General features: G+C 64.1%; 16 protein-coding genes and 1 tRNA gene. 3 read left to right on the forward strand and 14 right to left on the reverse strand.

Annotation, left to right across the window (positions count from 1 at the left end; translation table 11 throughout):
• Positions 1 to 424 precede the first annotated feature (424 nt).
• The 13 genes from ACT3TS_RS12395 to ACT3TS_RS12455 all read right to left on the reverse strand — a co-directional run bounded on the left by ACT3TS_RS12395 (position 425) and on the right by ACT3TS_RS12455 (position 17,888).
• The gene (locus tag ACT3TS_RS12395) at positions 425 to 3,217 is read right to left on the reverse strand and encodes an AAA family ATPase (RefSeq protein ID WP_444531824.1); all 2,793 of its coding nucleotides are present in this window, start codon (positions 3,215 to 3,217) and stop codon (positions 425 to 427) included.
• Positions 3,214 to 5,940 (reverse strand): LuxR C-terminal-related transcriptional regulator, encoded by a 2,727-nt coding sequence (locus ACT3TS_RS12400; protein WP_444531825.1) that lies wholly within the window; start codon positions 5,938 to 5,940, stop codon positions 3,214 to 3,216. The genes ACT3TS_RS12395 and ACT3TS_RS12400 overlap by 4 nt, the downstream gene beginning before the upstream one ends.
• A 149-nt stretch (positions 5,941 to 6,089) precedes the next feature.
• A complete protein-coding gene (pth, locus tag ACT3TS_RS12405; RefSeq protein ID WP_444531826.1) occupies positions 6,090 to 6,662 on the reverse strand; it encodes an aminoacyl-tRNA hydrolase in 573 nt (190 codons plus the stop codon).
• A 12-nt stretch (positions 6,663 to 6,674) separates the two neighbouring features.
• Positions 6,675 to 7,250, reverse strand: a complete 576-nt coding sequence (locus ACT3TS_RS12410) for a 50S ribosomal protein L25/general stress protein Ctc (protein WP_444531827.1) — start codon at positions 7,248 to 7,250, stop codon at positions 6,675 to 6,677.
• A gap of 341 nt (positions 7,251 to 7,591) precedes the next feature.
• Entirely contained in the window at positions 7,592 to 8,572 is a 981-nt protein-coding gene (locus tag ACT3TS_RS12415) for a ribose-phosphate diphosphokinase (protein WP_444531828.1), read from the reverse strand.
• A gap of 39 nt (positions 8,573 to 8,611) precedes the next feature.
• Positions 8,612 to 10,108 carry a bifunctional UDP-N-acetylglucosamine diphosphorylase/glucosamine-1-phosphate N-acetyltransferase GlmU gene (gene glmU / locus ACT3TS_RS12420; RefSeq protein WP_444531829.1) on the reverse strand — a complete coding sequence of 499 codons (1,497 nt, stop codon included), beginning with the start codon at positions 10,106 to 10,108 and terminating at the stop codon, positions 8,612 to 8,614.
• A gap of 102 nt (positions 10,109 to 10,210) precedes the next feature.
• Positions 10,211 to 10,285: transfer RNA gene (locus ACT3TS_RS12425), tRNA-Gln, on the reverse strand.
• A gap of 148 nt (positions 10,286 to 10,433) precedes the next feature.
• Complete coding sequence (locus tag ACT3TS_RS12430; RefSeq protein WP_444531830.1) at positions 10,434 to 11,282, reverse strand: type IV toxin-antitoxin system AbiEi family antitoxin domain-containing protein; 849 nt, start codon at positions 11,280 to 11,282, stop codon at positions 10,434 to 10,436.
• A gap of 251 nt (positions 11,283 to 11,533) precedes the next feature.
• Complete coding sequence (locus ACT3TS_RS12435) at positions 11,534 to 13,309, reverse strand: ABC-F family ATP-binding cassette domain-containing protein (RefSeq protein WP_444531831.1); 1,776 nt, start codon at positions 13,307 to 13,309, stop codon at positions 11,534 to 11,536.
• Between the two features lie 61 nt (positions 13,310 to 13,370).
• Entirely contained in the window at positions 13,371 to 14,411 is a 1,041-nt protein-coding gene (locus tag ACT3TS_RS12440; protein ID WP_444531832.1) for a 4-(cytidine 5'-diphospho)-2-C-methyl-D-erythritol kinase, read from the reverse strand.
• Positions 14,412 to 14,414: 3 nt separating this feature from the next.
• On the reverse strand, positions 14,415 to 15,293 hold the full coding sequence (rsmA, locus tag ACT3TS_RS12445; RefSeq protein WP_444531833.1) for a 16S rRNA (adenine(1518)-N(6)/adenine(1519)-N(6))-dimethyltransferase RsmA: 879 nt from the start codon (positions 15,291 to 15,293) through the stop codon (positions 14,415 to 14,417).
• A gap of 222 nt (positions 15,294 to 15,515) precedes the next feature.
• Complete coding sequence (locus ACT3TS_RS12450) at positions 15,516 to 16,676, reverse strand: transglycosylase family protein (protein WP_444531834.1); 1,161 nt, start codon at positions 16,674 to 16,676, stop codon at positions 15,516 to 15,518.
• A gap of 288 nt (positions 16,677 to 16,964) precedes the next feature.
• Positions 16,965 to 17,888: a TatD family hydrolase gene (locus tag ACT3TS_RS12455; protein ID WP_444531835.1), complete on the reverse strand. Its 924-nt coding sequence runs from the start codon at positions 17,886 to 17,888 to the stop codon at positions 16,965 to 16,967.
• 140 nt (positions 17,889 to 18,028) lie between these two features.
• Between ACT3TS_RS12455 and ACT3TS_RS12460 the strand changes: the two genes are divergently transcribed.
• From ACT3TS_RS12460 to ACT3TS_RS12470, 3 genes are read left to right on the forward strand one after another with little or no spacing between them, the layout of a single operon-like run.
• Positions 18,029 to 19,177 carry an AAA family ATPase gene (locus tag ACT3TS_RS12460; protein WP_444531836.1) on the forward strand — a complete coding sequence of 383 codons (1,149 nt, stop codon included), beginning with the start codon at positions 18,029 to 18,031 and terminating at the stop codon, positions 19,175 to 19,177.
• 17 nt (positions 19,178 to 19,194) lie between these two features.
• The gene (locus ACT3TS_RS12465; protein WP_444531837.1) at positions 19,195 to 20,664 is read left to right on the forward strand and encodes a DUF58 domain-containing protein; all 1,470 of its coding nucleotides are present in this window, start codon (positions 19,195 to 19,197) and stop codon (positions 20,662 to 20,664) included.
• Entirely contained in the window at positions 20,661 to 23,222 is a 2,562-nt protein-coding gene (locus ACT3TS_RS12470) for a transglutaminase TgpA family protein (protein ID WP_444531838.1), read from the forward strand. Before ACT3TS_RS12465 ends, ACT3TS_RS12470 begins: the two co-directional genes overlap by 4 nt.
• Positions 23,223 to 23,419: 197 nt before the next feature.
• On the opposite strand, the gene ACT3TS_RS12475 is transcribed toward ACT3TS_RS12470, so the two are convergent.
• Positions 23,420 to 24,953, reverse strand: a 1,534-nt coding sequence (locus ACT3TS_RS12475) for an alkaline phosphatase D family protein (protein ID WP_444531839.1), incomplete at its 5' end; no start/stop codon positions are given.

A 24,953-nucleotide genomic window follows, 5' to 3' on the forward strand; every position in this document is an offset into this window, starting at 1 on the left:
CAAGGGTTGACGCTTCCGGAATGCCAACAGCCAGTTGGGATTCCAAGATTAAATGAGACATGTTTTGAGACCTTTGACGACGAATCATTTGATTTCTTCTGGTGCTCTTTACGCTACAAGTCACCATGTTCTGAAACATCCGTAGTGAGTACTTGTTTCCCACGTACTCGGCGGCACCGCCACCAGCAGGTGTACTCGGTCCGAGCAACCGCAACCCGGTGGAAGTTCTCAGCTGCCGTCCCCTGCCACCAGCCCCAGTTGCCAGCAATGGCGCGGTTGAACGGTGCATTCCGACAACAGATTTCGCATCAGCAGTCCATGCTTTGTCCGATCCTTGACATGAGTGGCAGCTCACGGGCAGTGGGTGTGAACCTAGGCTGACCACTCGCTTCGCAGGTAGCAACACCCCATTCACGAAGTTCGACTACTCGGTCAGCTCGCGTAGTTCCTCTCGACCGGAAATGCCCAGCTTCGCGTAGGCACGATAGAGATGACCCTCCACTGTTCGAAGGGACAGCACGAGCTCGCCGGCGATCTCCCGGTCGGTGAGTCCCGCGCCGGCCAAATTTGAAACCTCACGTTCCCGACGTGTCAGTTGCGCCGATGGCTGCCGGAGCGATTCCGTGGAAGTGGCCGGAAGAATGGTGGCGTGCGTCCGTTGGCCCAGTTCCTCTTTCACTTGCTGCAAGCTGGCGTTCACTTCCCGCATCCGGTTTCTGGGGCTGTTCTCCCCCATCCACCTGGCTGAAAGCTCGAGCGCCTGTTCGGCAAAACCGAGCAGTCCCGCCCGGCTGAGCACTCCTCCGGCCTGGGCCAGCCGCGGCCCGTCCCTGTCCTGCAGGGCCCGCGCATACCCGCAAAGGGCCAGCGCCCAGTGGCCCTCAACTTCTGCCGCAACCCGTGCCAGCCGCGGGACAACGCTCATGTCCCCAAGTTCGACAATGAGAGCCAAGGCGTTTAGTTCCAAAGTGGTGGAGCGGTCGGCGAGCGCCGCGTCGGCGAGGGCCACCAGTTCAGCCGGCACTCCGCCGTCGTTCTTCAACAAATGTATCGCGGCAGCAAGGTAGGCGCGTTCGTGTGAAACGACCAGGAAAATACAACGTCCCTCGACATGGGAATTCACCAGCTGCCGTGCCAGCGCCATCTTGCCCACCCGGGCTGCGGCATAGGCGGCCATGGCTGTACAGAAGCCCAACAGTTGCTGGGGGTCGCTGAGCTGGAGGGCGTCGACGCCGGCGAGCAGGACTTCAAGCGCGTTTGATGCCCGGCCGCCGCGTAGGAACGCCATGCCGCGGACCACATTGGCACCCCCGCCAAAGGAAAAAAATGCCGGCCCGGTCTCTAAGGAGAACTCCTCCAAAACCTTGGTGGCGCCCTGCCAATCCCCACAACACATGGCCGCCGCCAGGTGACGGAGCAAAATACTCTCGGGCAGAAAGAAGACGTCGTTTTCCTCCGAGTGCTCAAGCGCATACGCCTCGGCGGCCCGGGCCATTCCTCGCACGGGAAAGCCCTGCGCGCTGAGCCTCTCGGAGTCCATGGTGAGAACCATGGCCCGGTTGAGCCGGGCTGAAGGCTCGGAAATGCCGGGAGCGGCTGTCAACCACGACATAGGTGCCGTCATATCGGAATAACGGCCCTGGCGAGAAAGGATCATCAGCTCAATGAACACCGCACCGGACTCGCTGAGTCCAACAATGGTCTCTCCCTCCGCCGGGTTCAGCTGCGCCATTTGTGCCCCCTGTCTGCGCAGGGCAGCCGCATCTGCCGCCAGGAATTCCACGGACATGCCCAAGGCAGATCTGGTGGACGCCCGCAAAAGACTCCCAAACAACAGCTCCTCGACACTGCCCGGCGTCTGCTCGGGAGATTCCATCTGTGCCAGGGCACTCTGGTATTCGCCCAAATTGTAGTGCGCGCGGGCCCGCACCATGCTTGCCCGCAGCCGATACTCCTCGCCGCGAATCTGGCTTGCCAGCTCCAGCGCTGTCTGGGATTGGAACAATTTGCTGGCCAAAACTGCGGCAGCCAGCAGACGGTCTGCCGGGACCTCAACGCCCACGTCCACCGACCACACCACCCGGCGAAGGAGAGCTTCCTTGTCAGTGGGAGGGCCTTCGAGTTCGTGGATCAACCGTTGGTGGAGCAGCCGGCTCTGCGATATCGGCACCATTTCCCGCACCACATCCCCAAATATGGGGTTAACCAGGCCCAGCAGCTTCGAGTTCGGCCGGATGAAACGAACCATGTTTCCATCCAGCAGCTCCCGGACCGGGAGGATTCCGGTCAGCGTCTCAATAGCGGATGCTTCCACAGGTTCCGACAGTGCGATTAGGTTGAGGGCCTCCGATGCCTGCTGGGATATGCCGCGCAACTCCCGACGGACTGCTTCCGTCAAATCCGGGCTGTGGAGGGACACATTCGGGTTAACGACCCAGATGCCCCTGCGTTTGCTCAGGAATCCCCGCTCCAATGCTTCCACCACCAACAGTCGCAGGAAGAGCGGATTGCCGCCGGATGAAGTCCAAAAATGCCATCCCGTAGCCTGCAGCACCTGCCCTCCCAACAAGCGCTCACAAAACGCGTGTGTTCGTTCCTGATCCAACGGCTGCAGTACGGTGTTTTCTGCCATCCCGTCGGTCCACAGTTTCGGGAGCGGTTCGGGCAGAGCATGCCGGCTGGAGTGGGCGGCCACCAAATTCACCGTTCCACCACGCACCAAGCTGACGATCAGCTCGGCTGTGGCCGCGTCCATCAAATGGGCGTCATCGATGACAATCATGGGCGGGTCATCACGTCCGGGGTCATCGTTAGCCTGGGCGGGGAGCCCTCTGGACTTGCCGATACCCTTTATCCGACACCGAACAAGTTCTTCCTGCCTCTGCTTCAATTCTGCCAGCACACCACGCAGCACGGCCAGACGGATACTTGCTTCGCCCGTTCCTACAGCAGACAAAAAGGGCGCCAGGACGCCATAAGGAATTTTCGCCAACGACTGTGAACTGTGGATGGCCAGCACCGGCACGTGATCCTCTACAACGGCAATGAGCTCCCGCAGGATCGTGGATGCGCCCAAACCATTGTCCGAGGTAATGAAGACGGCCTGGCTTCCCTCTGATCGGATGGCCGAGAGGACGTCTGCCAATTCATCCTCGCGGCAGAACGGCGAATTCAGTAGTGAGTGATGCCTATTTGACGGCCCCACTTCGTCCGTCACAGCTTAGTCTCCTGCTCAAGCTCAGACCGGGAGGTGATGCCCATCTTGGCAAACACCTGATACAAATGGCCTTCGACTGTTCGGATCGAAACACCGATGCGCGCCGCAATCTCCCGGTTGGCCATGCCCCTGGCGGCCAGCGCCGTGATCTGTCGTTCTCTCGTGGTCAGTGGGACTGCCGCATTGTTGGGCACTAAGGGCAGCACTGGAACCTGAGGCATGAGCAGGTCGAGCCGCCGTTGGGCCTCCCGGCACAGCCCCATTTCCCCAGCATTGCGCGATAGTTCCAGTGCCACCACGAGACAACGGGACTCAACTGCGGCCAGTTCAAGATCGCGTGCGATTTCTGCCGCCTTGAGAGCCAAGGAAGGGTTCCTGGTCCGGTGTGCCCGAGCCAGCGCCACATTCACCGCCGCCATAGGCCCCTGCCTTTTGAGTGACGTTTCCTCCAACAGCCTGAATTGTCCATCCTTGCCGTAGGTGGTGGCTCCGAAAAGGCTCATGGATGCGGTGCTGAACCGGCCCTTGGCAATATCACTCTCCGCGCTGGCCAACAATTTGGCGGCTGCCGAGGGGTCATCGAGCCACCGGAGAGCCATGAGCTGGAAGAACTCGGTCATGTACCGGTTCACCCACAGGGTGCACGGATCAATGCCCTGCGCCTTCGCCAAATACCGGTGTGCGTTCGGCGCATCATCAATTTGGGCAAATGAGAACGCCAGGGCGGAGTAAACCAGTTTCAAACTGTTGTAGGTGTCTCGCACTTCCAGTTGCGCCGCGGCCACGAGCAGCACGTCTGCCGCTTGCGTTCCTCGTCCGGCATAGACGTAGGCGATACCCAAAGCCAGCTCCATCACAGCGCCTCGATGCTGCGTCAGCCCGGAGGAGAGCTCGGTGGCTGCCGTCAAGGTCGATTCACACGCCCGCCACTGCCCAGTCCAGGTCAAGGCCAGAACCAGGCCATGCATGTTCCAGTCACGCATGCGAAGCACGAGATCGTGCTCTTCAACCTCGAGGGAAATAGTCTCATAGAGATCGATGGCATCCAGCTCGCGTCCGGTCACGGCGAAAACGAGAACCAACAGACTGGCACAGTTCAGCCGAAATTTCCGGTCGCTGGGATCCTGGCTGCAGTCTGTGAGTTCCTGTGTCACTTGAGCGAATTCCCCGCGGTGCACTTGAAATTCAAAACGAGCCAGCTGCAGGTACTTTTCAGCCTGCTTTAGGTCGTCATCGATGTCAGCGTGGTCGATGCGCCAGCTCAAATTGGCCAAGAGCACTTCGATACGTGCATACCCGCCCGGCACCCATAGCAGAGCAGCTGCCAAGTCAACGGCCCATGACGCGTATGCCGTCAGCGGCAGGGCGGCCAGAGCCTCTGCATCAACGTCTTGCAGAGACGCCACGGCCTTCGTGTAGTTGGCCAGAATGTTGTAGGCCCGGCTGCGGATTTGGGCAGCTTGCACACCCAGGGGGTGCCCGGGGCGAATCTGCACGGTGCACGCCAGCGCCAGCTGCGGATCAAGATATTGCACTGCCGCCTGTGCGGCCGCCAAGGCGACTTTGGGATTCAGTGCCATGCCGGCATCGTTCGCCCACGCCGCAAACGCCAGCAATTGCTGCTTGTCCATGGTCGCAGGATCCAACGCCAAAATACCGGCCATCTCGTCGAACAGCAGTGCCCTGTCCACGCGGCTGAGCTGACCTCTGAGCGTTTCCGCAATATACGGTTCTGTAAAGGCAACCATGCCGTTGAGGCCGGAACTCACGGACAAGAAACCCCGCTCCTCCAGTTCTGAAACGACATCGGGGCTCAAAGCGTGCATAACAACCGAGAATGGTGCCGTACGCAAAAGAGCCAACTTCTCCAGTCCCGTCCGCGCAGGTCCAGGCAGTCGGGCCAGCCGGGATTCAACCAACTCCACCAGTATGTTATCTGTGGCTTCGCGCTCCGGCCCCTCCAACACCCAGACTCCACCGTGCTGGCGCAATGCTCCACGCGCGAGGTTCTCGCGGACCAAGGCTTCCAGTGCCAGTGGATTGCCGGCGCTCAAGTTGTGCAGTGACGAAACTACAGACTCCGCGACCGAGCCCTGAAGCGCCCTTCCCAGCAACATGCGAACCTCTGCACGAGTGAAGTCACTGAGGCGCGCTGAGGCCAAGAGTCCATCCTTGATCATCCAAACGAGGTCATCCGGCAATTCGGACAAGCTCCGGGCCATGACCATTAATTTGGCTGTCCCAGAGAGCAACAACTGTATTAATACACCTGTACTGGCCGTGTCGACGCCCGGTAGATCGTCCAACATGATGACAGTGGGCCTACCCTGAGAATCCTGTGCCATAAGTTTCGTCAGCTTCTGCAGGATCATGGTGGGTGATTCGCTTTGGTACTCGCTCAGTCTGGCCATGAGAAGGCTGAAAGCACCATACGGAGCTTCAGCGCCTGAACCGGTTCCGAATAGATTGATGACATGAGTACTGGAGTGAAGCCTAGCTTCAACCGCGTGCGCCAGAGTTGTCTTCCCGACTCCTCGCGGGCCAATGATGGCGACACCGTAAACTTTGGAGTTGGCCAGTTGTTCCATGGTGGAGGCGATGACGTCTTGCCTCGCAAAGGACGACCACTTCCGCCGGTCCTCCGCACCCATGGCCCGTCGTCTGGTTTTTTGCGCGTTCCCGTCCGCGCCCTGAGGTGCTGGGCCACCCCATACACTCGTCATTGAAGAGACCCCCTATGACACGAGTTCCTAGGCGGACGCAACAATCTCCGCACAGTCGTGACTTAGCTGATTCTAACAGTGCGAATGCGTGACGTAGCTCACGTGTGGCATTTGTGCCAGCCCAGCCGGCAATAGCTGACGGACCGGCTTTAGCGGTATTGCTCCTGCGCGGCCAACAAGCCCTCGGCCACAAGCAGTTCGACAGCGTCGGCTGCATTGTCTATCAAAAACGGCAGCGTCTTGTTTTCGGTCGAGGAGAAGTCGCGCAAAACGTGGCTGGCGGCGTCGGCGCGGCCGGGCGGGCGGCCGACTCCGGCACGCACACGGTAATAGTCTTTGGTTCCCAGGGTCCGGGAAATGTCACGCAGGCCGTTGTGCCCGCCTTCACCGCCGCCAATTTTCAGCTTGACGGTGTCAAAGGGAATGTCGATTTCGTCGTGGACGGCGATGACGTTCGCGGCGGGGAGGTTGTAGAACTTGGCGAGTGCCGCCGTCGGGCCTCCATTGAGGTTCATGAAAACGGCGGGCTTGGCCAAAATCAGTTTGTGCCCACCGATCGCCAAGCGGCCGGTGGCAACCAGCGCCTTGGCTTTGTGGGTCTTGAAAGTGGCCCCAAGGCGGGAGGCAAGTTCCTCAACCACCATGTAACCAATATTGTGCCTGTTGCGGCTGTAGCCGGGCCCGGGGTTCCCGAGCCCGACTACAAGCCAAGTATCACTCATGAGAGTTGCTGGTTACTCTGCAGCAGCTTCTTCGGTTTCAACTTCAGCAATGACGACCGGCTCGGCAAAGTGCACGATGAGCAGGTCGGCTTCGTTGACCAGCTCAACACCGGCAGGCAGGACCAGCCCGCTGGCCAAGATGTGCTGGCCGGGGGTGCGCCCTGCAATGTCAACCTCAATGCGGCTGGGAACGTTCGTGGCGTCTGCGGAAAGGCTGACGGTCATTTCTTCCTGGTTAACAACGACGGAAGGAGCAGGCTCGCCAACGAGGTGGACGGGAACGTCAACAATGACCTTCTCGCCCTTCTTGACTGTCAGAAGGTCAATGTGCTCAACGATCTGCAGTACGGGGTCGCGCTGGACATCCTTCACCAGGGCAAGGTGCTTTTCGCCGTCAACGGTGATGGTCAAGAGTGCGTTGGAGGCACGGATGGCGCGAACGGTCAGGCGCTCGGGCAGAACCAGGTGCAGGGGGGCTGCGCCGTGGCCGTAGATGACGGCGGGGATCTGGTCTGCGCGGCGGATGCGGCGTGCCGCGCCCTTGCCGAATTCGGTGCGTACTTCGCCAGTCAGGTTCAAATCGGACATGAAAAAAGCTCCTTCATACTTAGTGGTGGGCGTGGACTAAACAGGTCAACACAATCCATCAAAGATTCAGGAGCTGTGGGACCCAGTCGATCACGGAAACTCGCAAATGGAGCTTCCCTCGCCAAGGTTTACTGAACAAGTTTAGCAGAACGACGGCGGGCGGCTGACCGTTGTGTGGGCGGCACGATTTTCGGCGACCGCCGGAGCGGAGTTGGCAGCCAGCCTGGCGCCCGGTGCCACTCGGCGCCAGGTTCATCATGAACACTGCGTGGAATGTCCGCCAGACGCCAACGGCCGCCTCCCGGTGAGGGAGGCGGCCGCTGGACGGTACAAGCTAAGGGTTAGGCATCGCCGTCGAACAGGCTGGTGACCGAGCCGTCCTCGAAGACTTCCTTGATGGCCCGTGCCAGCAGCGGGGCAATGGAAAGCACCGTCAGTGTCTCGAAGCGCTTGGACTCAGGGATCGGCAGGGTGTCGGTGACGACGACCTCGCGTGCTCCGCAGTTGGCGAGGCGCTCGGCGGCCGGGTCGGAGAACACGGCGTGCGTGGCGGCGATAATGACATCCTTGGCGCCGGCGTCCTTGAGGACGCGAACGGCGCCTGCGATGGTGCCGCCGGTGTCGATCATGTCGTCGATCAAAACGCAGGTGCGTCCCTGAACCTGGCCCACCACAGTCTTGGACACGGCCTGGTTCGGCACGGTCAGGTCGCGGGACTTGTGCACGAAGGCCAGGGGCGCCCCACCCAGGCGCTCCGCCCACTGCTCAGCCACCCGCACGCGGCCGGTGTCGGGCGAAACCACTGTGACGTCGTCGTCCCCCACAATCTTGCGGATGTGCTCAGCCAACAGCGGGATCGCAAACAAGTGGTCAACGGGGCCGTCGAAGAAGCCCTGAATCTGTGCGGTGTGCAGGTCAACGCTCATGATCCGGTCGGCGCCGGCAGTCTTGTACAGGTCTGCCACCAGGCGGGCCGAGATCGGCTCGCGGCCGCGACCCTTCTTGTCCTGGCGCGAGTACGGGTAGAACGGGGCCACCACGGTAATGCGGCGGGCCGAGGCGCGCTTCATGGAATCAACCATGATCAGCTGCTCCATGAGCCAGTTGTTCAGCGGCGCCGGGTGGGCCTGGATGATGAAAACTTCCTTGCCGCGCACACTCTCGCCGGAACGGACGTAGATCTCACCGTTGGCGAAGTCGTAGGCCGACATGGGCAACAGCTCTGTCCCCAAACAGCGTGCCACTTCCTCGGCCAGTTCCGGGTGTGCCCGACCGGTTGCCAACACCAGTTTCTTGTCGACGTTATGACTTAGTTCGCTCATGGATCCGCTCTCTCGCAATGGTGGGGTAGGTGAGAAGTTTTAGTTGGCTGCAGTGCCGGCGGCGCGGGGCGCGCCTGCGTTGTTGGCGGTGTCCGCGTTGTTGGCGGCGTCCGCCGAGATGCTGCCGGGCCGGTTTGCTGCGGTCCAACCCTCGGCGTTGCGCTGCGGGGCCACGGTCAGGCTGAGCGCTCCTGCCGGGACATCCTTGCGCACGATGGCGCCGGCGCCGGTGAAGGCACCGTCGCCCACGTTCACGGGAGCCACGAACACAGTGTTGGATCCGGTGCGCACGCCGGAGCCGATCTTGGTGCGGTGTTTGTTCACGCCGTCGAAGTTGGCCGTGATGTTGCCGCAGCCGATGTTGGTGTCCTCACCGATTTCGGCGTCGCCAGCGTAGCCCAGGTGGGAGAGCTTGGAGCCGCGCCCGATCGTGACGTTCTTGGTTTCGTAGAACGCGCCGATCTTTCCGTCGGCACCCAGAACCGTGCCGGGGCGCAGGTAGGTGAAGGGGCCAACGTGCGAACCTTCGCCGATGATGGCGCCGGAGCCGTGGGTGCGCGTGACTTCAGCCTTTTCGCCGATCTGCACGTCGGTCAGGGTTGAATCGGGACCAACGACGGCGTCACGGGCCACGGTGGTTGTGCCGTGCAGCTGGGTGCCGGGCAGGATGGTGACGTCCTCGGCGAGCTGGACCGTGGAATCGATCCAGGTGGTTGCGGGGTCAATAACGCTGACGCCTGCACGCATCCAGCCCTCAACGATGCGGCGGTTGTGCTCGGTGCCCAGTGCTGCCAGCTGCACGCGGTCGTTGGCGCCTTCAACCTGCCAGCGGTCGGTGGTGGAGACCGCGGCGACCCGGCCGCCGTCGTTCCTGGCCAGGGCAAGAACATCGGTGAGGTACATCTCGCCCTGGTTATTGTCCGTGGTGACGGACTTCAAGGCCTTGCGCAGCACTGCGGCGTTAAAGGCGTAAATGCCGGAGTTGATTTCGCGGATCTGGCGCTCGGCGTCGGTGGCGTCCTTGTGCTCGCGAATGCCCAGGACGGTTCCGTCCGTCGCGTCGCGCAGGATGCGGCCATAGCCGGCGGCGTCGTCGAGAACGGCTGTGAGCACGGTGGCGGCGTTGGCGTCCTTGTTGTGCGTGGCCACGAGCTCGGCCAGCAACTCGGTGGTGAGCAGCGGGACGTCGCCGTACGTGACAATGACGGTGCCGTTGACAAGCGCCTGGGCGTCCAGGGCCTCGAGCGCCTGCTGGACGGCGCGGCCGGTGCCGGGGACGTCGTCCTGGTCCACGATGTGTGCGCTGCTGTCGAGCGTGGCGATGTGTGCGGCGACCAGATCGCGTTCGTGGCGGACAACCACGGCAAGCTTGGCCGGGTCAAGACCCTTGGCTGCTGCCACTGCGTGGCCAACCATGGAAATGCCACCAATGGTGTGCAAGATCTTGGGTGTGCGTGATTTCATTCGGGTGCCGGCGCCGGCGGCGAGCACAATGACGGCTGCCGGGTTGGTGGTGGGGTTGTCTTGGGGGCTCACTAAGTGGCACTCCTGCCCGGACACAAGTCCGTTTTCAAACGTACGCAATGGGAAACTATTCCATGGTACCTGCTCGGCACAGGTGCCCGAACTTTCGCCAAGTGGTTCCGCCCACAGGATTCGAACCTGTACTCCACAGCTCCAAAGGCTGGGGTGCTGCCGTTACACCAGGGCGGACCATGCGCCTCTTGCTCTCGCGAGAAGCTCACGAGAATATAGTGTGCCACGGCGATGGCATATTTCGCGAGTTGAGACTCGTCGTGGCACAGGAATTTCCACAATCACGTGGCGAAGGTCACAGCACTGCGTTGGCCCGGCCGACAGTTCACCGCATCTCAGGAATTTGCGCTGAGCGGATCCGTGCCAGGGCCCGCTCCACCCACCCCACCATAATTTCGGGATGGTACATGGCAACAGCGGCAGGAATCCTCAGCCGCCACATCCCTTCCAGCACGTACATGGTGTCCCTGTGCAGGTCCTGCTCCCATGCCTTCGGATCGTTGTGGTACTTTTTGCTGTCGATTTCCAAGCCCAAGATCCCGTCAATCAAGAGATCCATATGCCCGGCATTGCGGATATACGCCTGGCCCTGCACATTGTGTCCAACCTTGCGCAGGTGGTAGCGGCTGCACGTTTCAGCTATTGACATGGACTGAGGGTCAATCATCCCAACGATGGCCCGGCCTGCAGCATCTTCCCTGCCGGTGAATGCGTTGCGGAGGTGGTTGATGGAGCATTTCCTGTTGACCACTGCCGACTCCAGGATGGCCAGCGCTTCCACTTCGGTGCCACACCGGACGCACTGCCGCAGAACATCTGTCAGCGTTTGGCCCCCCTTGACCCGGTGGACCACGCACCCGGGAACCGGCCGCCCGTGCGCAGTGGCAACATGCAGCTGCTTCGGCTCTTCCAGCACCCACAACCCAAGTTCAGCCACTTTGCTCAGGCAGGTGCGCCGGGCCTGATGGGCGGCAAGGAAGGTGTCTTGGGCAGAAATTTGCGGCACGGCATATACACCTCGGGCCCGGCGCTGGATCAAGCCGCCCGCAACTGCAGCCCGGATCTGGCGGCTGGAAAAGCCGAGAGGCAGCAAGTCCTTTTGCCGGACAATCCCACCCAGAGAAGCGACAACCACTTCCATGGGCTTCGGGACGGGGCTTCTGCGAGGGCTCATGGCACCATCGTTGACCAGAACCGGAGCTGGCGGCAGCCCCGGCGTCGTTAATGTGGACAATGGGCGGCGGAGCCTGGGCTGTGGAGGAATCAACCAGCTGCCCGTGTCCCAATCTGCGCTGAACCGGCGACGGGTGTGCCGCATAACAGTGTCATGCGGCACACCCGGTGGGAGTTCGGCGCAGATCAGGACGGACGGCTCAAAACGCGGCGAAAACGCAGCTCAGAACACGGTTCAGCAACAGCCAGAGGCTACTCCAGCACCTCGGAGGCTCCGAGCCATTCAAGTTCCAGGCCCTCACGTTCCTTGGCGAGCTTGGCCAGCTTGGCGTTGAGGTCGGCCAGGACGTCGTAGTCGCCGACGCTGTCAGCCATTTGCGCGTGAATCTTCGCATCAGCGGCCGAATTCTTGCCCAGCTGCCGCTCCAAACGGTTCAAGACCTTGCGGGCATCGCGCTTCTGTCCCTCGGTGGGCCCGGACGGCGCAGCAGCCGCAGCCGCGGGGCCGGAGGGCGAGAGGCCGGCAGCCTCGCGCAACTCCAGGTACTGGTCAACGCCGCCGGGCAGACCGCGCAGCTGGCCGTCGCCAAGCAGGGCCATCTGGTGGTCGGTGACGCGTTCGAGCAGGTACCTGTCGTGCGAGACCACCACGAGCGTGCCCGGCCAGCCGTCCAGCACATCCTCGACAGCCGCCAGCGTGTCGGTGTCAAGGTCGTTGGTGGGCTCATCGAGCATGAGCACGTTCGGCTCCCCCACCAGCAGGCGGAGCAGCTGCAAACGCCGGCGCTCACCACCGGAAAGGTCCTTCACTTGTGTCCACTGCTTGTCCTTGGTGAACCCAAGCTGTTCCACAAGCTGGCCGGCGGTCATGTCCTTGCCGCCGACGTCGAAGGATCGCTTTTCCCGCTCGATGACCTCGATGACGCGCATGTTCAAGACGTCGTCGAGCTCGTTCACTTCCTGGGTCAGCACGGCGGTCTTCACGGTTGAGCCTGTCTTGACCTTGCCGGACGACGGCGGGACCTCACCGTTGAGCAGGCGCAGCAGGGTGGTCTTGCCGGCACCGTTGACGCCGACGAGGCCGAGCCGCTCCCCCGGGGCCAGCCGCAGCGTGATGTTGTTGAAAAGTTCCTTCTCCCCGTAGCTCAAGGATAGGTTTTCCAGGTCGATGACGTCCTTGCCCAACCGGGCGGTGGCCATCTTCGACAGTGCCACCGTGTCGCGGGGTTCGGGCACGTCGGCGATGAGGTCGTTGGCGGCCTCGATGCGGAACTTCGGCTTCGCTGTGCGGGCCGGGGCGCCGCGACGCAACCAGGCCAGCTCCTTCTTGACGAGCTGGACGCGCTTGGACTCAATGACGGAGTTCATCCGGTCCCGCTCGGCGCGGGCCAGCACGTAGGCGGCGTAACCACCCTCGAACGGGTCAATGACGCCGTCGTGGACTTCCCACGTGCGGGTGCACACTTCATCGAGGAACCAGCGGTCGTGGGTGACCACCACAAAGGCGCCCTCGTTGGCCCGCCAGCGCTGCTTGAGGTGCTTGGCCAGCCAGGCCACACCCTCCACGTCGAGGTGGTTGGTGGGCTCATCGAGCATGATGACATCGTCATCGCCGATCAGCAGCTTGGCCAGGGCCACGCGGCGCTTCTGCCCGCCGGAGAGCGAGTGGATGTTGGCGTGCCAGTCAACCTCGCCCACCAGGGCGCCCATGATTTCGCGGATCTTGGGGTTGGAGGCCCACTCGTGGTCGGCCGCTTCCCCCACGATCGCGAAGCCAACGGTGTCGTCGCCGTCGAGCACGTCGGTCTGGTCCAGGTAGCTGACCTGGACGCCGCCGCGCACCGTGACACGGCCGGAATCAGGCGCCTGCCGCCCGGCCAACAGGCGCATCAGCGTGGACTTGCCGTCGCCGTTGCGCCCCACGATGCCAATGCGGTCCCCTTCTTCAAGGCCAACGCTGATGCCGTCAAGGACGGTTCGGGTGGCGAAGGCGACGCTGAGATTTTCCCCGCCAAGCAAATGAGCCACGTGGTACCACTTTCCTTACAAGTATTTAGTGCTGATGATCAATTCTTTGCGGCACGGTCCGTCAGGGCACGATGTGCGCTCCGTGCACGGGGCCTTCCACGGCCCACGCCTCATGGCCGTGCCCGGCCAGGGCCGCGGCAAGTTCCCGGGCCTGTTCTGCGCCGGCGGCCAAAAATGCCACCGTGGGGCCAGAGCCGGACACCAGCGACGCCAGCGCCCCCAGTTCCTCCCCCTGCGCCAGGATTGCTGTCAGGGACGGGGCCAGCGATTCAGCCGCGGCCTGCAGGTCATTGTGCAGCCACTCGGCCAGCGCGTGCGGATCCCCCGCCCGCAAGGCCGTCAAAACACCCGACTCAACTTGCCCGGGCTCGGCGGCCGTGAATCCGGCAGCTGCCCGCAGATCGTCAAGCGTACCGTAAACCACCGGCGTTGACAGGCCAAAGCGGGCCGGCACCAGCACCCAGTGCAGCGGTGTGGGGGCCAGCGCCGCTGTGAGTTTGTCCCCAATGCCAAGTCCGACGGCGGCACCCCCCAACAGCGCGAACGGCACGTCCGCGCCAAGCTCGGCCCCAAGCAGGGACAGTTCCTCGCGGGAAAGTCCCGTGTGCCAGAGCGCATCGCAGGCGACGAGGGTTGCTGCCGCGTCGGCGGAGCCCCCGCCCATGCCGCCGGCGATCGGCACGTGCTTGGTGATTTCAAGGTGCACGCCGCAGGGATCCTCAGCAATGTCCGCCACCAGCATTGCCGCCCGGACGGCAAGGTTGCTGCCGTCGAGCGGGATGCCCGCCAGCGACTCCGGGTCAAGTGAACTTGCCTCGCTGATGCTCACTGTAATGTCGGCAGCAGGCCTGCCCGGCTTGGACGTGGCCGCGACTTCTTCATAGCGGGAGACGGCCAGGTAGGTGCTGGCAACGGCGTGGTAGCCGTCCTCGCGCAGCGGGCCAACCTGGAAGAAAGCGTTGATTTTTCCGGGAGCCCTGACCTTGACATGGTGCGGGGTCGGCTGCCACAAGGGATCCGCAAATGACGCTGCGCCGGGTGCGCCAGCTGCGTCTCGGGTGCCGGATGCGTCGGATGCGCCTGCGTTGTTCAATGGGTCCATGGGCTAGGCCGTAAAGGGCATCTTGGCTTCGGCGATGCGGGCGAACGCGGCCACGTCAATGACTTCGCCGCGTGCACTGGGGTCAACGCCGGCCTGGCGCAAATATGTTTCCGCCGCAGCGGCGCCGCCGGCCCAGCCGGCCAGGGCTGCGCGCAGGGTCTTGCGGCGTTGGGCAAAGGCGGCGTCGATGACGGCAAACACATCCTCGCGCGACGCCCTGGTCACGGGCGGATCGTGCCGGGTGAAGGAGACAAGTCCGGAGGAAATCTTCGGCGCCGGCCAAAACACATTCATGCCAATGACGCCTGCCTTGCGCATTTGCGAATACCAGGCACCCTTGACCGACGGCACCCCATAGGTTTTGGAGCCGGGACCGGCGACCATCCTGTCGGCAACTTCGTCCTGCACCATGACGAGGCCGTGCTGCAGCGACGGGAAATGTTCCAACAGGTGCAGCACCACGGGCACCGCCACGTTGTACGGCAGGTTCGCCACCAGCGCCGTGGGTTCGCCCGGAAGTTCGGTGATGCGCATGGCGTCGGAGAGCACGACGTCGAGATTGCCGGCCAGCGCGGGGCGGAACGCGGCAACAGTTGACGGCAGTTTCGCGGCCAGCACCGGATCGATCTCCACGGCAACCACACGGGCGGCTGCATCGAGCAGGCCCAGCGTCAGGGAGCCCAGTCCGGGCCCCACCTCCAGGACGGTCTCGCCGGGGTCGACATTGGCTGCGGCCACAATGCGGCGGATGGTGTTGCCGTCAATGACAAAATTTTGTCCCAGCGTTTTGGTGGGACGCACACCGATTTCCTCCGCGAGGCGGCGGATTTCGGTGGCACCCAGCAGTGGCTGGGTTGCGGGGCTGGGAACAGGGGTGGTCACGCAACCATGGTATCCGCTAACTCAGCCATCACGTCGCCGCCCGGATGTGAGATGGGCGGTCCCCGGGGCGCGGGGCCTGCCGGCGGCGATGCCCAGGGGCTGGAAAATCGCCAACAGACAACGGCGGGAGGCCACCTGGGAAAGGTGGCCTCCCGCCGTCGAGCTTCACACAGGTGGTGAGCTGGCGTCCGCTAAAAAGCAGTCATTGCTGATCCGGCATTTCTAGCCGGCGGCGTGGGCACAGCCCCAGGGGCTCAGTCCGCGCTGGGCGTAGACCCGGTTGGCGATGTCGATCTGCTGGGCCTTGGTGGCCAGGCTGGCGTTGGGGGCGTACTCTCCGCCGCCGGCGCCCATCCAGGTGCCAATGTCGAACTGGAGTCCGCCGTAGTAGCCGTTGCCGTTGTTGATCGACCAGTTGCCGGTCGACTCGCACTGGGCGATGGCATCCCACATGGCTTCGTTGGACATGGCCGGGGCCTCAGCTCCCGTGGGTGCGTCGGCTGCGGCGTCGGCATCCGCAGCGGGATCCTCAGGCGCTTCGGTGGGCTTGGGGGCGGGGCGTTCCTTGCCGCCTACTGCGATCTCGGCAGCCACCGGCTCCAGCACAACCGTGGACGCAGTTTCTGTGCGGCTGACAACAACGCCGTCAACTGTCACGGTGCTGAAGGTTTTCTCCAAGCTGCCGGCGACACCTTCGGTGACTGTTTTCTTCTCGCCCTTGAGCATCTCGGGGTCGACGGTTTCTTCGGTCTCAAACGGAACAGCCTCGGTTGCGGTGTCGGTTCCGGCCTTGTTGACGCGGGTCACCTTGACGACCATGTTTTCAACCACGGGCGCGGTGCCGGGGGTTGAGAGCCGGTCGGTCTTGGCCAGCTCGACGCCGGCCTCGTCCAGGAGGTCGGAAACGTTTTCTGCCGTGGTGGTCTTAACGGTCTTCTCGCCGTCGGCCACAAGCGTTACCTGCTTGGGCGTGATGATGCTGATGTCTGCGGCGCTGGCCACCAGGGCGTCCGTGGGAACGGAAAGCCTGGCGTTGGCGGCGACACCCAGCTGGCTGATCAAGCCACTGACCTTGGTGGAGGTGGTGGTGACTGTTTGTTCTGCACCATCGAGGCTGACGGTGACGTCCTTGGCCTTGTTGATGGTGATGGTGTCCCCGTCGCCCACTGAGGTGGCCAGAGCCGGTGTGATGTGGTCTTCGGCGGTGACGTTGACGTCGGCCCGCTCAAGCACATTTGCCACCGAACCGCCGAAGGCGCTGACTGAGCTGGTCTGCCCGTCCACCACCAGGGTGACGGTCTTGTTGGCAGTGACGAAAGCCATGAGGCCTGCCACGAGTGCCACGAGGACGGCTGCCTGGCAGGCAAGCTTCAGATAGCTCAATTTGCCATTGACGGTAAGGAAAGAAGACACGAGTTCCCGTAACTACTAGAGCACCCGGGCACGGAGAAGCGGCGAACAAGCGGCAGCACTTTTTTACCGCAGAAAAGCACGGTTGGCACTACCAGAATTGCTCTTTCGAACGGTTGCCGCAGCCCTGATGTGAACGGCAGGACTCGCGGCATTGCATCCGTTGGCCTTCCCCGACCACGGCTAATAATCCTTTAGCGTAACCTAACCGTGACCTGTTGGACAAGGCTTGGTAACGGCGACGTGATGAACGCTACAGGCTCAGTCGGACCAGGAACCATAGACGGCTTCGGTGTTGTCGCGCAGAAGTTGGCACATTCCGGCCAGCTCCCGGTCCAGCAACGCCGCCATGCTTTGCACCGTGTACGGCAGCATGTAGCTGGCATTGGGCCGTCCCCGGAAGGGGTGCGGCGTCAGGAACGGCGCGTCGGTCTCAGCCAAAAGCAGTCCCGGGTCGGCGACGGCCAGGGCCGCACGCAAATTCTTGGCATTCTTGAAGGTCACGGTGCCCGAGAAGGACATGTACCAGCCGTTGTCATTGCAGATTTGCGCCAGTTCGGCGTCGCCGGAGAAACAATGGAAGACAAGGCGGGACGGCGCCCCCACCTCCCGCAAAATGTTCAGCACGTCGACGTGGGCGTCGCGGCAGTGGATCTGCAAGGCCAGGCCTCGTTGCTTGGCGATTTCCAGGTGCCCGCGGAAGGAATGGTGCTGGGCGGACTTGCCGTCCTCGCCGGTCCGGAAGTAGTCGAGCCCGGTTTCGCCGATGGCCCGGATTCGGGGGTGGGCGGCCATGGCATCGATTTCCGCCAACGCGTCGTCGAGGGTGCCGGCCTGGGCCAGTTCCGGGGCATCGTTGGGGTGGATTGCCACGGCACCCAACAAGCGCGGGTCCGCATCAACGGCGGCCACCGTGAAACGTGAGGACGGCAGGTCGCAGCCAACCTGCACGGCTCCGGCAACGCCAACAGCTTCGGCCGCGTCAAGTGCCGCATGCAGCTCGACGGGTGCATCACCAAAGTCAAAGTGCGTGTGGTTGTCGTACACGGGTATCGGCAACGCCGCCGGGGCCGGTGCAAAGGCACCCCGGCGGGTGCCGCCGCCCGGCGCAGTTTCTTCGGACGCAGGCGTTTCCGGCTGGGGCGTTTCGGGACGGTACGGGCGGGGGACGTCTTCGGTGCACATGGTTGCCCACTTTACCGGGCTGTTGGCGGGCTGGCCGGACTTTTCCCGGGGCCGGTGGGGCCAAATGCGCGCCAAGCTAGTAGCGTAGGTCACAGCAACCGGTCGCGCCTTGCGCCGGGCACCGACGTGAAAGGTGGGTCATGCACCCGCAGGAGACTTTGCTGGCAGTCGACGGGGCCGCCACGGCGGGTCCCAAGCCGCCGCTTTTCCGTCCGCGTTCCGCCGCGGCGGAACGCTCCGCAAGCAACGGCGGCACGGCCGTCGGGACCAGCTCAGGTGCAGCGACGGCGGAAGGCGGCGCAGCCATGGATGTGGACATTTTTGCCCGATTGAGTGAGAAGATCATGGCCGTGATGAACACGGTCATTGACGGCAAGGACGAGTCGGTCCGGCTGGCCTTGACCGTGCTGCTTGCCGGCGGCCATCTGCTTGTTGAGGACGTGCCGGGAGTGGGCAAGACCCTGCTGGCGAAAACCCTGGCACGGACCGTCGACTGCTCCGTCACCAGGATTCAGTTCACCCCCGACCTGCTGCCCAGCGACATCACCGGGGTGTCAATTTTCAACCAGTCGTCGCAGTCCTTTGAGTTCCGCCCCGGCGCCATTTTCGCCAATATCGTCATTGGCGACGAGATTAACCGGGCCTCGGCGAAAACTCAGTCGGCCCTGCTGGAATCCATGGCGGAGCACCAGGTGAGCGTCGATGGCACCACGTACAACCTGCAGGCGCCGTTCATGGTGATTGCCACGCAAAACCCCATTGAAATGGAAGGCACCTACCCGTTACCGGAAGCCCAGCGGGACCGGTTCATGGCCCGGATTTCCATGGGCTACCCCGACACTGCGGCCGAACTGGCCATGCTGGAATCCCATCAGTCGGTCAGCCCGCTGGACTCCGTGCAGGCCGTCGCCACGGATGAGGAGGTTGCCGCCATGATCCAGACTGTGGCCGCCATCCACGTCTCACCGGCCGTGCGCGCCTACGCAGTGGCCCTGGGCCAGGCGACCCGGACGAGTCCCGATCTGCGCCTGGGCGCCAGCCCGCGGGCGCTGCTGCAATTGCTCCGGGCGGCCAAGGCGGCGGCGGCGCTGGCCGGACGTGCCTTTGTGCTTCCCGACGACATCCGCACCCTTGCCCAGCCCGTCCTGGCGCACCGCCTGCTCGTTGAGCGCAGCGCTGCCAGTCAGGGCGTCACCGTCGACATGGTGATCGAAGACCTGCTGGCAAGGGTGCCCGTGCCCGGGGCCGGACCGGCAGGTTCCGCAGGAGCCGGCGCCCGGAACGGCTAAGGGTCACCGTGTTTGCGATGCGTCCCCTCCGTCCCCGGGGCTGGCTGCTGCTGGCCTTCGGAGCCCTGGCTTTGGTGTTGGCTCTGACCTTGGGCCGACGCGATCTCCTGACGGTCGCCATTTTTTGTTTTGCCCTGCCGGCGGTCGCCTGCGCTGCACTGTATGCGGCCAAGCCCGGCTTTTCGGTCAAACGCACGATCTCCCCGAAGTTGGGCCGCGTGGGCGCCCCGGTCGACGTCGTCCTTGAGGTGCACGGGCGCAGCCCCGGCGGCTCCCGCACCCATCTGGTCGAGGAACTGCCGTTCAGCTTCCGGGACGTCCCGACCTTCAACCACCCCCAGCCCGTAGTGCCGCGCGGATTGCTCAGCCGCTACCACTACACGCTGCACCCCGCCCACCGCGGCGTCTTCACCATTGGGCCGCTGCGGGGCCGGTTCGCCGACCCGTTCGACGTGGCCTACGTGCCCCGGGCCCTGGACGACGGCGTCCACCTCACCATCGCCCCTGCCGCGGTGGAACTGCCTGCAATTTCCCTCACCGACGGCAGGGGCCAGGACGGCTCGCAAAGCACCAGGGAACTTGCGCACGCCAGCCACGACGACGCCATGACCCGCGAGTACCGCTACGGGGACCCCCTCCGACGCGTCCACTGGCCCGTGACGGCCCGGCAGGGCAAGCTCATGGTGCGGGCGGAAGAGTCTGTCACGACTCCCGAGGCGGCATTGATCCTTGACCGCCGGGCCCTGGCGTTTGGTGAGACGGGCAGGGCGATGGAACGGCTCCAGGTTGCCGGGCGCAGCACCGTGGGGCTGCCGGAGCTGCGCACGTCGGCTGCCTTTGAGACTGCTGTTGTTGCGGCACTTTCCGTCGCCACCCACTTGCTGGAGCGCGGTTATTCCCTGCGCATCCTGGACCACCAGGGGCACCCGGGGTTCGCTTCCTCGGCCTCTGCGATTTCCCCCGGGCGCGAAGAATTCAGTGGCAGTCAGGGCATGCTGGACGTTGCTGCGGCCCTTGCCGCACTGGAACTTGCCGAGGCCGCACCGAACGGCCAGGGCAGCTCCGGGCTGGGCGCCGGGCTGGGCTCTGCGGAAGTTGGCAGCGCCAACTTGGGCCCTGCCGGGGTTGGCAGCACCGGCCTCCGCAGCACGGGCCAGCGCCTGCCCGGCCAGCCGGCATCGGCCCCGGAAGCTGCTTTTGACAACGCCCTGGCCCAAAAACTCCACCACGGCAGGCGGCGCGGACCGCTCGTGGCCGTCACCGGCCTGCTCAGCAAGAAAGAGGCGCTGCTGCTGGCGGGCATGGCCGAATCCTCGCAGAGCGCCTACGCACTGGTCGTGTGCCCCGACCCAGCCCAGGCGGACGAAGCCGTCGGGATCCTGCAACGTGCCGGCTGGCGGGCCGCAACACTCACCCCGGAAACCCCACTTGTGCAGGCGTGGATGCAGCTGGGCCAGAACAATGCTGCCTTTGGGCGGACCCCATGACGCGGATGCTGGACGGCAGCGGCCGTCCCCACCACCGGCACAGCGCCGGCGGGGCAGGAACGGGCGCAGCGGGAACAGGCACCGCGGGATCGGGCGGGGCGGGATCCGGCCCGCCTCCTCCCCCACGGGTTTCCGGCCGCGGCGTTCGCAGGCTGTTCGGCGACCCCCGGACAGGCCCCGCACCCTGGGTCCTGGCCGTGGCCGTGTTCGGGGCAGTCATGGGTGCCTCGCTGGGCCTGCGCGGAGTGTTGTTTGACCTCAGCTGGTTGCCGCAGGCCGCCGTCGTGGTTGCCGGGACGCTGCTGATTCCGGCCGTTCTGCGGCGCTACCCAACGCTGGGGTCCTATGCCCCGCTGGGGGCGCTGGCCGGCTGGTTCATGACCCTGACGCTGGTGTTTTTCCCGGCCACAGCCGTGCTCGGCGTTGTTCCCACCTCGAAAACCGTGACGGCGGCGCTGCAGATGGCGTCCGAGGCGTCGAAGGTGATCATGGGCAACAACGCGCCGGTGCCCTCGGTGGTGCCCATGTTCTTCTTGATCTGCGCCGGGCTGGGCTTTGCCGCGCTGCTCATCGACACGGTGGCGATTACCGTGGCCATGCCGGCCGCGAGTTCGTTGGGGCTGGTGCTGATCCTGCTGCCGTCTGCCCTGACCACAACGACCGGCATCGGGCCGCTCGGGTTCATCGGGGCTGCCGCCGGATTCCTGCTGGTCCTTGGCTGCTGCCGCTGGTACGCGCCGGACGGGAAATTGCGTTCCGGGACGGCCCAGTTCGCCAGCGGCACGCTGTCAAGGGCTGCCGCACTTGGCGCTGCGGCGGTTCTGCTGATGTTGCTTGCCCCGGCCGTCATTCCCGGCTTCACGCAGGGGTCGTTTCCGCAGGGATCACGCATTGGCGGCTCGGGCGGTGGGACGCTGCTTGACCCCATGATTTCCCTCGGCGACGATCTGCGGTCCCAGTCCAGCCAGGTCAATTTGACGTACCTGAGCAACACCGACGCCGCACAGTATCTGCGCCTGAGCACCTTGGAGGACTTCACCGGGAAATCCTGGAAACCCTCTGCCTTTCCCGACGGGTTGCAGGGCTCGCTCTCCGACCTGGCACCGGAGCCGGGCCCGCCGTCCACCGTGCCACGAACCAGCACCCTGACCCGGATCTCCATTGCCGGTCTCGGCAGCGACTGGCTGCCCGCCCCGCTGTCGGCCACCGCCGTCGACGATCTCCGCGGGCACTGGTTGTGGAACCCCGCCACGCAGACGTTCAAGGGCCAAAATTCCTCAACGACCGAGCAGACGTATCTGGTGCGCAGTGAAATGCCCGACCTGACCCCCGAGCTTTTGGGTGCTGCCACGGCCGAGCCCACTGCCGGCCTGGACCCGATTTTCACGGCGCTGCCGCGGGACGTTCCCCAAATTATCAACAGCACCGCCCAGGAGGTCACGGCGTCCGCGCCGACCCCTTACGCCCGGGCCATGGCCCTGCAGGAGTACCTTCGCTCCGGTGATTTCACCTACAGCCTCAGCACGCCGGTCGCGGAAGGCTACGACGGTTCGGGCATGGAGGTGCTGGCCAAGTTCCTGGACACCAAGTCCGGTTACTGTGTGCATTTTTCGGCCGCCATGGCCGTGATGGCCCGCGAGGTGGGGATCCCCTCCCGCATCGTTGTCGGGTATGCGCCCGGCACCCGCACCACGCAGACCGGCGAGCTGGAGGGCCAGGAGCTGCTTGGCTACGAGGCCACCGGCCAGGACGCCCATGCCTGGCCCGAACTGTATTTTGAAGGCCTCGGCTGGGTGCCGTTTGAACCGACCCCCTCCCGCGGTTCCGTCCCTGATTATGCGCAGGAGGACAGTTCCGCTGCGTCGGACCCGCTGAACCCGGACGTGCCCATCGAGGACGCCCCCGCCACCATCGCCCCAACGCAGCAGCCCACCACGGCCGCCGCCTCTGCGGGATCCGCCACTGCGGCGGCCAGTCCCACCCAGTGGCTGCAGACCACGCTGGCCATCCTGGTGGTGCTCCTGCTGCTTGTTGCCCCTGCCCTGGCCCGTGTTCATGTCCGACGGCGGAGGCTGGCCCAGGTGCGCGGCGCCGGCCGGGCGGCTGGTCGCCGGCGTCCCGGTGTTCCCGGCCCCGGTTTCCGGCGGTCCGGTTTCTGGCGGTCCGGTCTCTGGCGGTCCGGGACCCGGCGTGGGGATGGAGCGGCGGCGGCGCCTGGTGATGCCCCGGAGGTCGCTGCCTGGCGTGAACTGCTGGCCACGGCAGTTGACTTTGGCTACAGCTGGGACCCCGCACTGACCCCTGCCCGGCATGCGGAACGAATCGCACGGTTGCTGGGCTCCACCACCCCGGCCGGACTGGCCTTGATCCTGCACGCTTACGAACAAAGCGTCTACGGGGCGGGCGCCTCCGGGACGTTGGCCGGCTCTCCCGCCGCCCGGGAGGACCTGGCGGCGGCGGTCGAGACCTTCATCCGTCGTCTGCGCACGGCAGCGACACCCTGGCGCCAATTCCGCGCAGCACTGGTTCCGACGTCGTTCTTGGAAAAGACCCTGTAGCCGCCCCTCCCCAACGCTCTCGCAGTGACCACGTATTGTCCCAATCTCGAGAGAACCGGAGCAGGTGAAATCGTCAACACCTTCACATCCGAACCCTTGACCGGCTCGTGGATCCGCTGGACTTTCAAGGCCGGACTGTCCTGCCGCACAGGAGACCGGAAGGCCATGACTCGGCCTTCCGGTCTCCTGTTTGGCTTTTACTGTGCTTGAAGCCCGCGAATTCCGTCCTGGATGAGGAAGGATGCCTTTGTGCTGACGGGAGCTCCCGGCGTCGTGACGTAATCAAGGGTCCGGAAGTCTGCCGTGAGAGCTTCCTTGGTGATCTTGGTGTTCACGTAGCCGCGGTTGTCGTTGTAGAACTTCAAGTGCGGGTTCCAGGCCATGACCGGATCGGCGGTGGATCCACTGCCGTCGCCGGTGGACGTGATCGAGGTGCAGACCAGTTCCGAGCCAACCACGGGTGCCGCCGGATCCCTGTAATCCACCTTGACATCATTGGCCCAGTTGCGGTGCACATCACCGGTAAGGACGACGGCGTTGCGAACGTTCGCGTCCACCCAGCCCTGGGTGATGCGGCGGCGGGAGGAAGCATAGCCGTCCCAGCCGTCCATGGAGACGTCATCGATCTCCGGCGCCACGTCCCGGTCCTTCTCGGCAAAAAACACCTGCTGGCCCAGAATGTCCCAGCGCTGTGTGGAGTTCTTGAAGCCGTTCAGCAGCCACTTTTCCTGCTCGGCACCGGTGATGGTGCGGTCCTCGGCCAGGCGCTCGGTGACGTTCTTCTTCCAGCCATCTCCGGCCAGCTGATCGTCGCGGTACTGCCGGGTATCCATCATGTGGAAGTTGGCCAACTGGCCCCACTGGATGGTGCGGTAGATCTTCATGTCGAACCCGGCCGGCACCGATGAAGCGCGGAGCGGCATGTTCTCGTAGTAGGCCTGGAAAGCCGCGGCCCGGCGCAGCCGGAAGTGTTCCGCAGTGTCATTAAGCTGCTTCGGATCTTGATTTTCGGGAATTTCATCCGCCCAGTTGTTGTCCACCTCGTGGTCATCCCAGACCACCAACCACGGCGCGATTGCGTGAGCGGTCTGCAGATCAGCATCCGACTTGTACTGCGCGTGACGCTGCCGGTAACCCTGCAGCAGGCTGGTCTCGGGTCCCTGGTGGTCGCGCGTCTTGCCGCTGTTGATCACGTTCTTGGACTCATACATGTAGTCGCCCAGGTGCAGCACCAGGTCCGGGTGGTCCTGGGCAAGCCGCGAGTACGCAGTGAAATAGCCGTGCTCGTAGTTCGCACAGCTGGCGAATGCCATGGCCAACGACGCCGGCGTCTCATGCAGAGCCGGGCTGGTGAGGGTGCGGCCAACCGCGCTGACGTGGCGGCCGGTGCGGAAACGGTAATAATACTCACGGCCCGGACGCAGCCCGTGCAGCTCCACGTGGATGGAGTGGGCGGTTTCGATGCGCGCATGCTCAACTCCGCGGGCGACGACGGTGCGCATGTTCGCGTCTTCCGCGACTTCCCAGGCGACCGCTACGTTACGTGCGGGCATGCCACCCAGTCCGTCCTCGGCCAATGGATCCAACGCAAGGCGGGTCCAGATCACGAAACCATCCGGCCACGGCTCACCGGAAGCGATACCCAGGAGGAAGGGATCGGTGCGGACGCCGGCGTCGTCTGCCACTGGGGTGGCAAAGGCAGCTCCGGGCACAGCGACAACAAGGCCTGCA

The organism is Specibacter sp. AOP5-B1-6 (assembly GCF_052376555.1).
Classification (GTDB): domain Bacteria; phylum Actinomycetota; class Actinomycetes; order Actinomycetales; family Micrococcaceae; genus Specibacter.

Coding starts and splice junctions, on each gene's coding strand:
- ACT3TS_RS12400 (WP_444531825.1), bottom strand. CDS start 5,940: ATGACGAGTGTATGGGGTGGCCCAGCACCTCAGGGCGCGGACGGGAAC.
- pth (WP_444531826.1), bottom strand. CDS start 6,662: ATGAGTGATACTTGGCTTGTAGTCGGGCTCGGGAACCCCGGGCCCGGC.
- ACT3TS_RS12410 (WP_444531827.1), bottom strand. CDS start 7,250: ATGTCCGATTTGAACCTGACTGGCGAAGTACGCACCGAATTCGGCAAG.
- ACT3TS_RS12415 (WP_444531828.1), bottom strand. CDS start 8,572: ATGAGCGAACTAAGTCATAACGTCGACAAGAAACTGGTGTTGGCAACC.
- ACT3TS_RS12430 (WP_444531830.1), bottom strand. CDS start 11,282: ATGAGCCCTCGCAGAAGCCCCGTCCCGAAGCCCATGGAAGTGGTTGTC.
- ACT3TS_RS12440 (WP_444531832.1), bottom strand. CDS start 14,411: ATGGACCCATTGAACAACGCAGGCGCATCCGACGCATCCGGCACCCGA.
- ACT3TS_RS12455 (WP_444531835.1), bottom strand. CDS start 17,888: ATGTGCACCGAAGACGTCCCCCGCCCGTACCGTCCCGAAACGCCCCAG.
- ACT3TS_RS12460 (WP_444531836.1), top strand. CDS start 18,029: ATGCACCCGCAGGAGACTTTGCTGGCAGTCGACGGGGCCGCCACGGCG.
- ACT3TS_RS12465 (WP_444531837.1), top strand. CDS start 19,195: ATGCGTCCCCTCCGTCCCCGGGGCTGGCTGCTGCTGGCCTTCGGAGCC.
- ACT3TS_RS12470 (WP_444531838.1), top strand. CDS start 20,661: ATGACGCGGATGCTGGACGGCAGCGGCCGTCCCCACCACCGGCACAGC.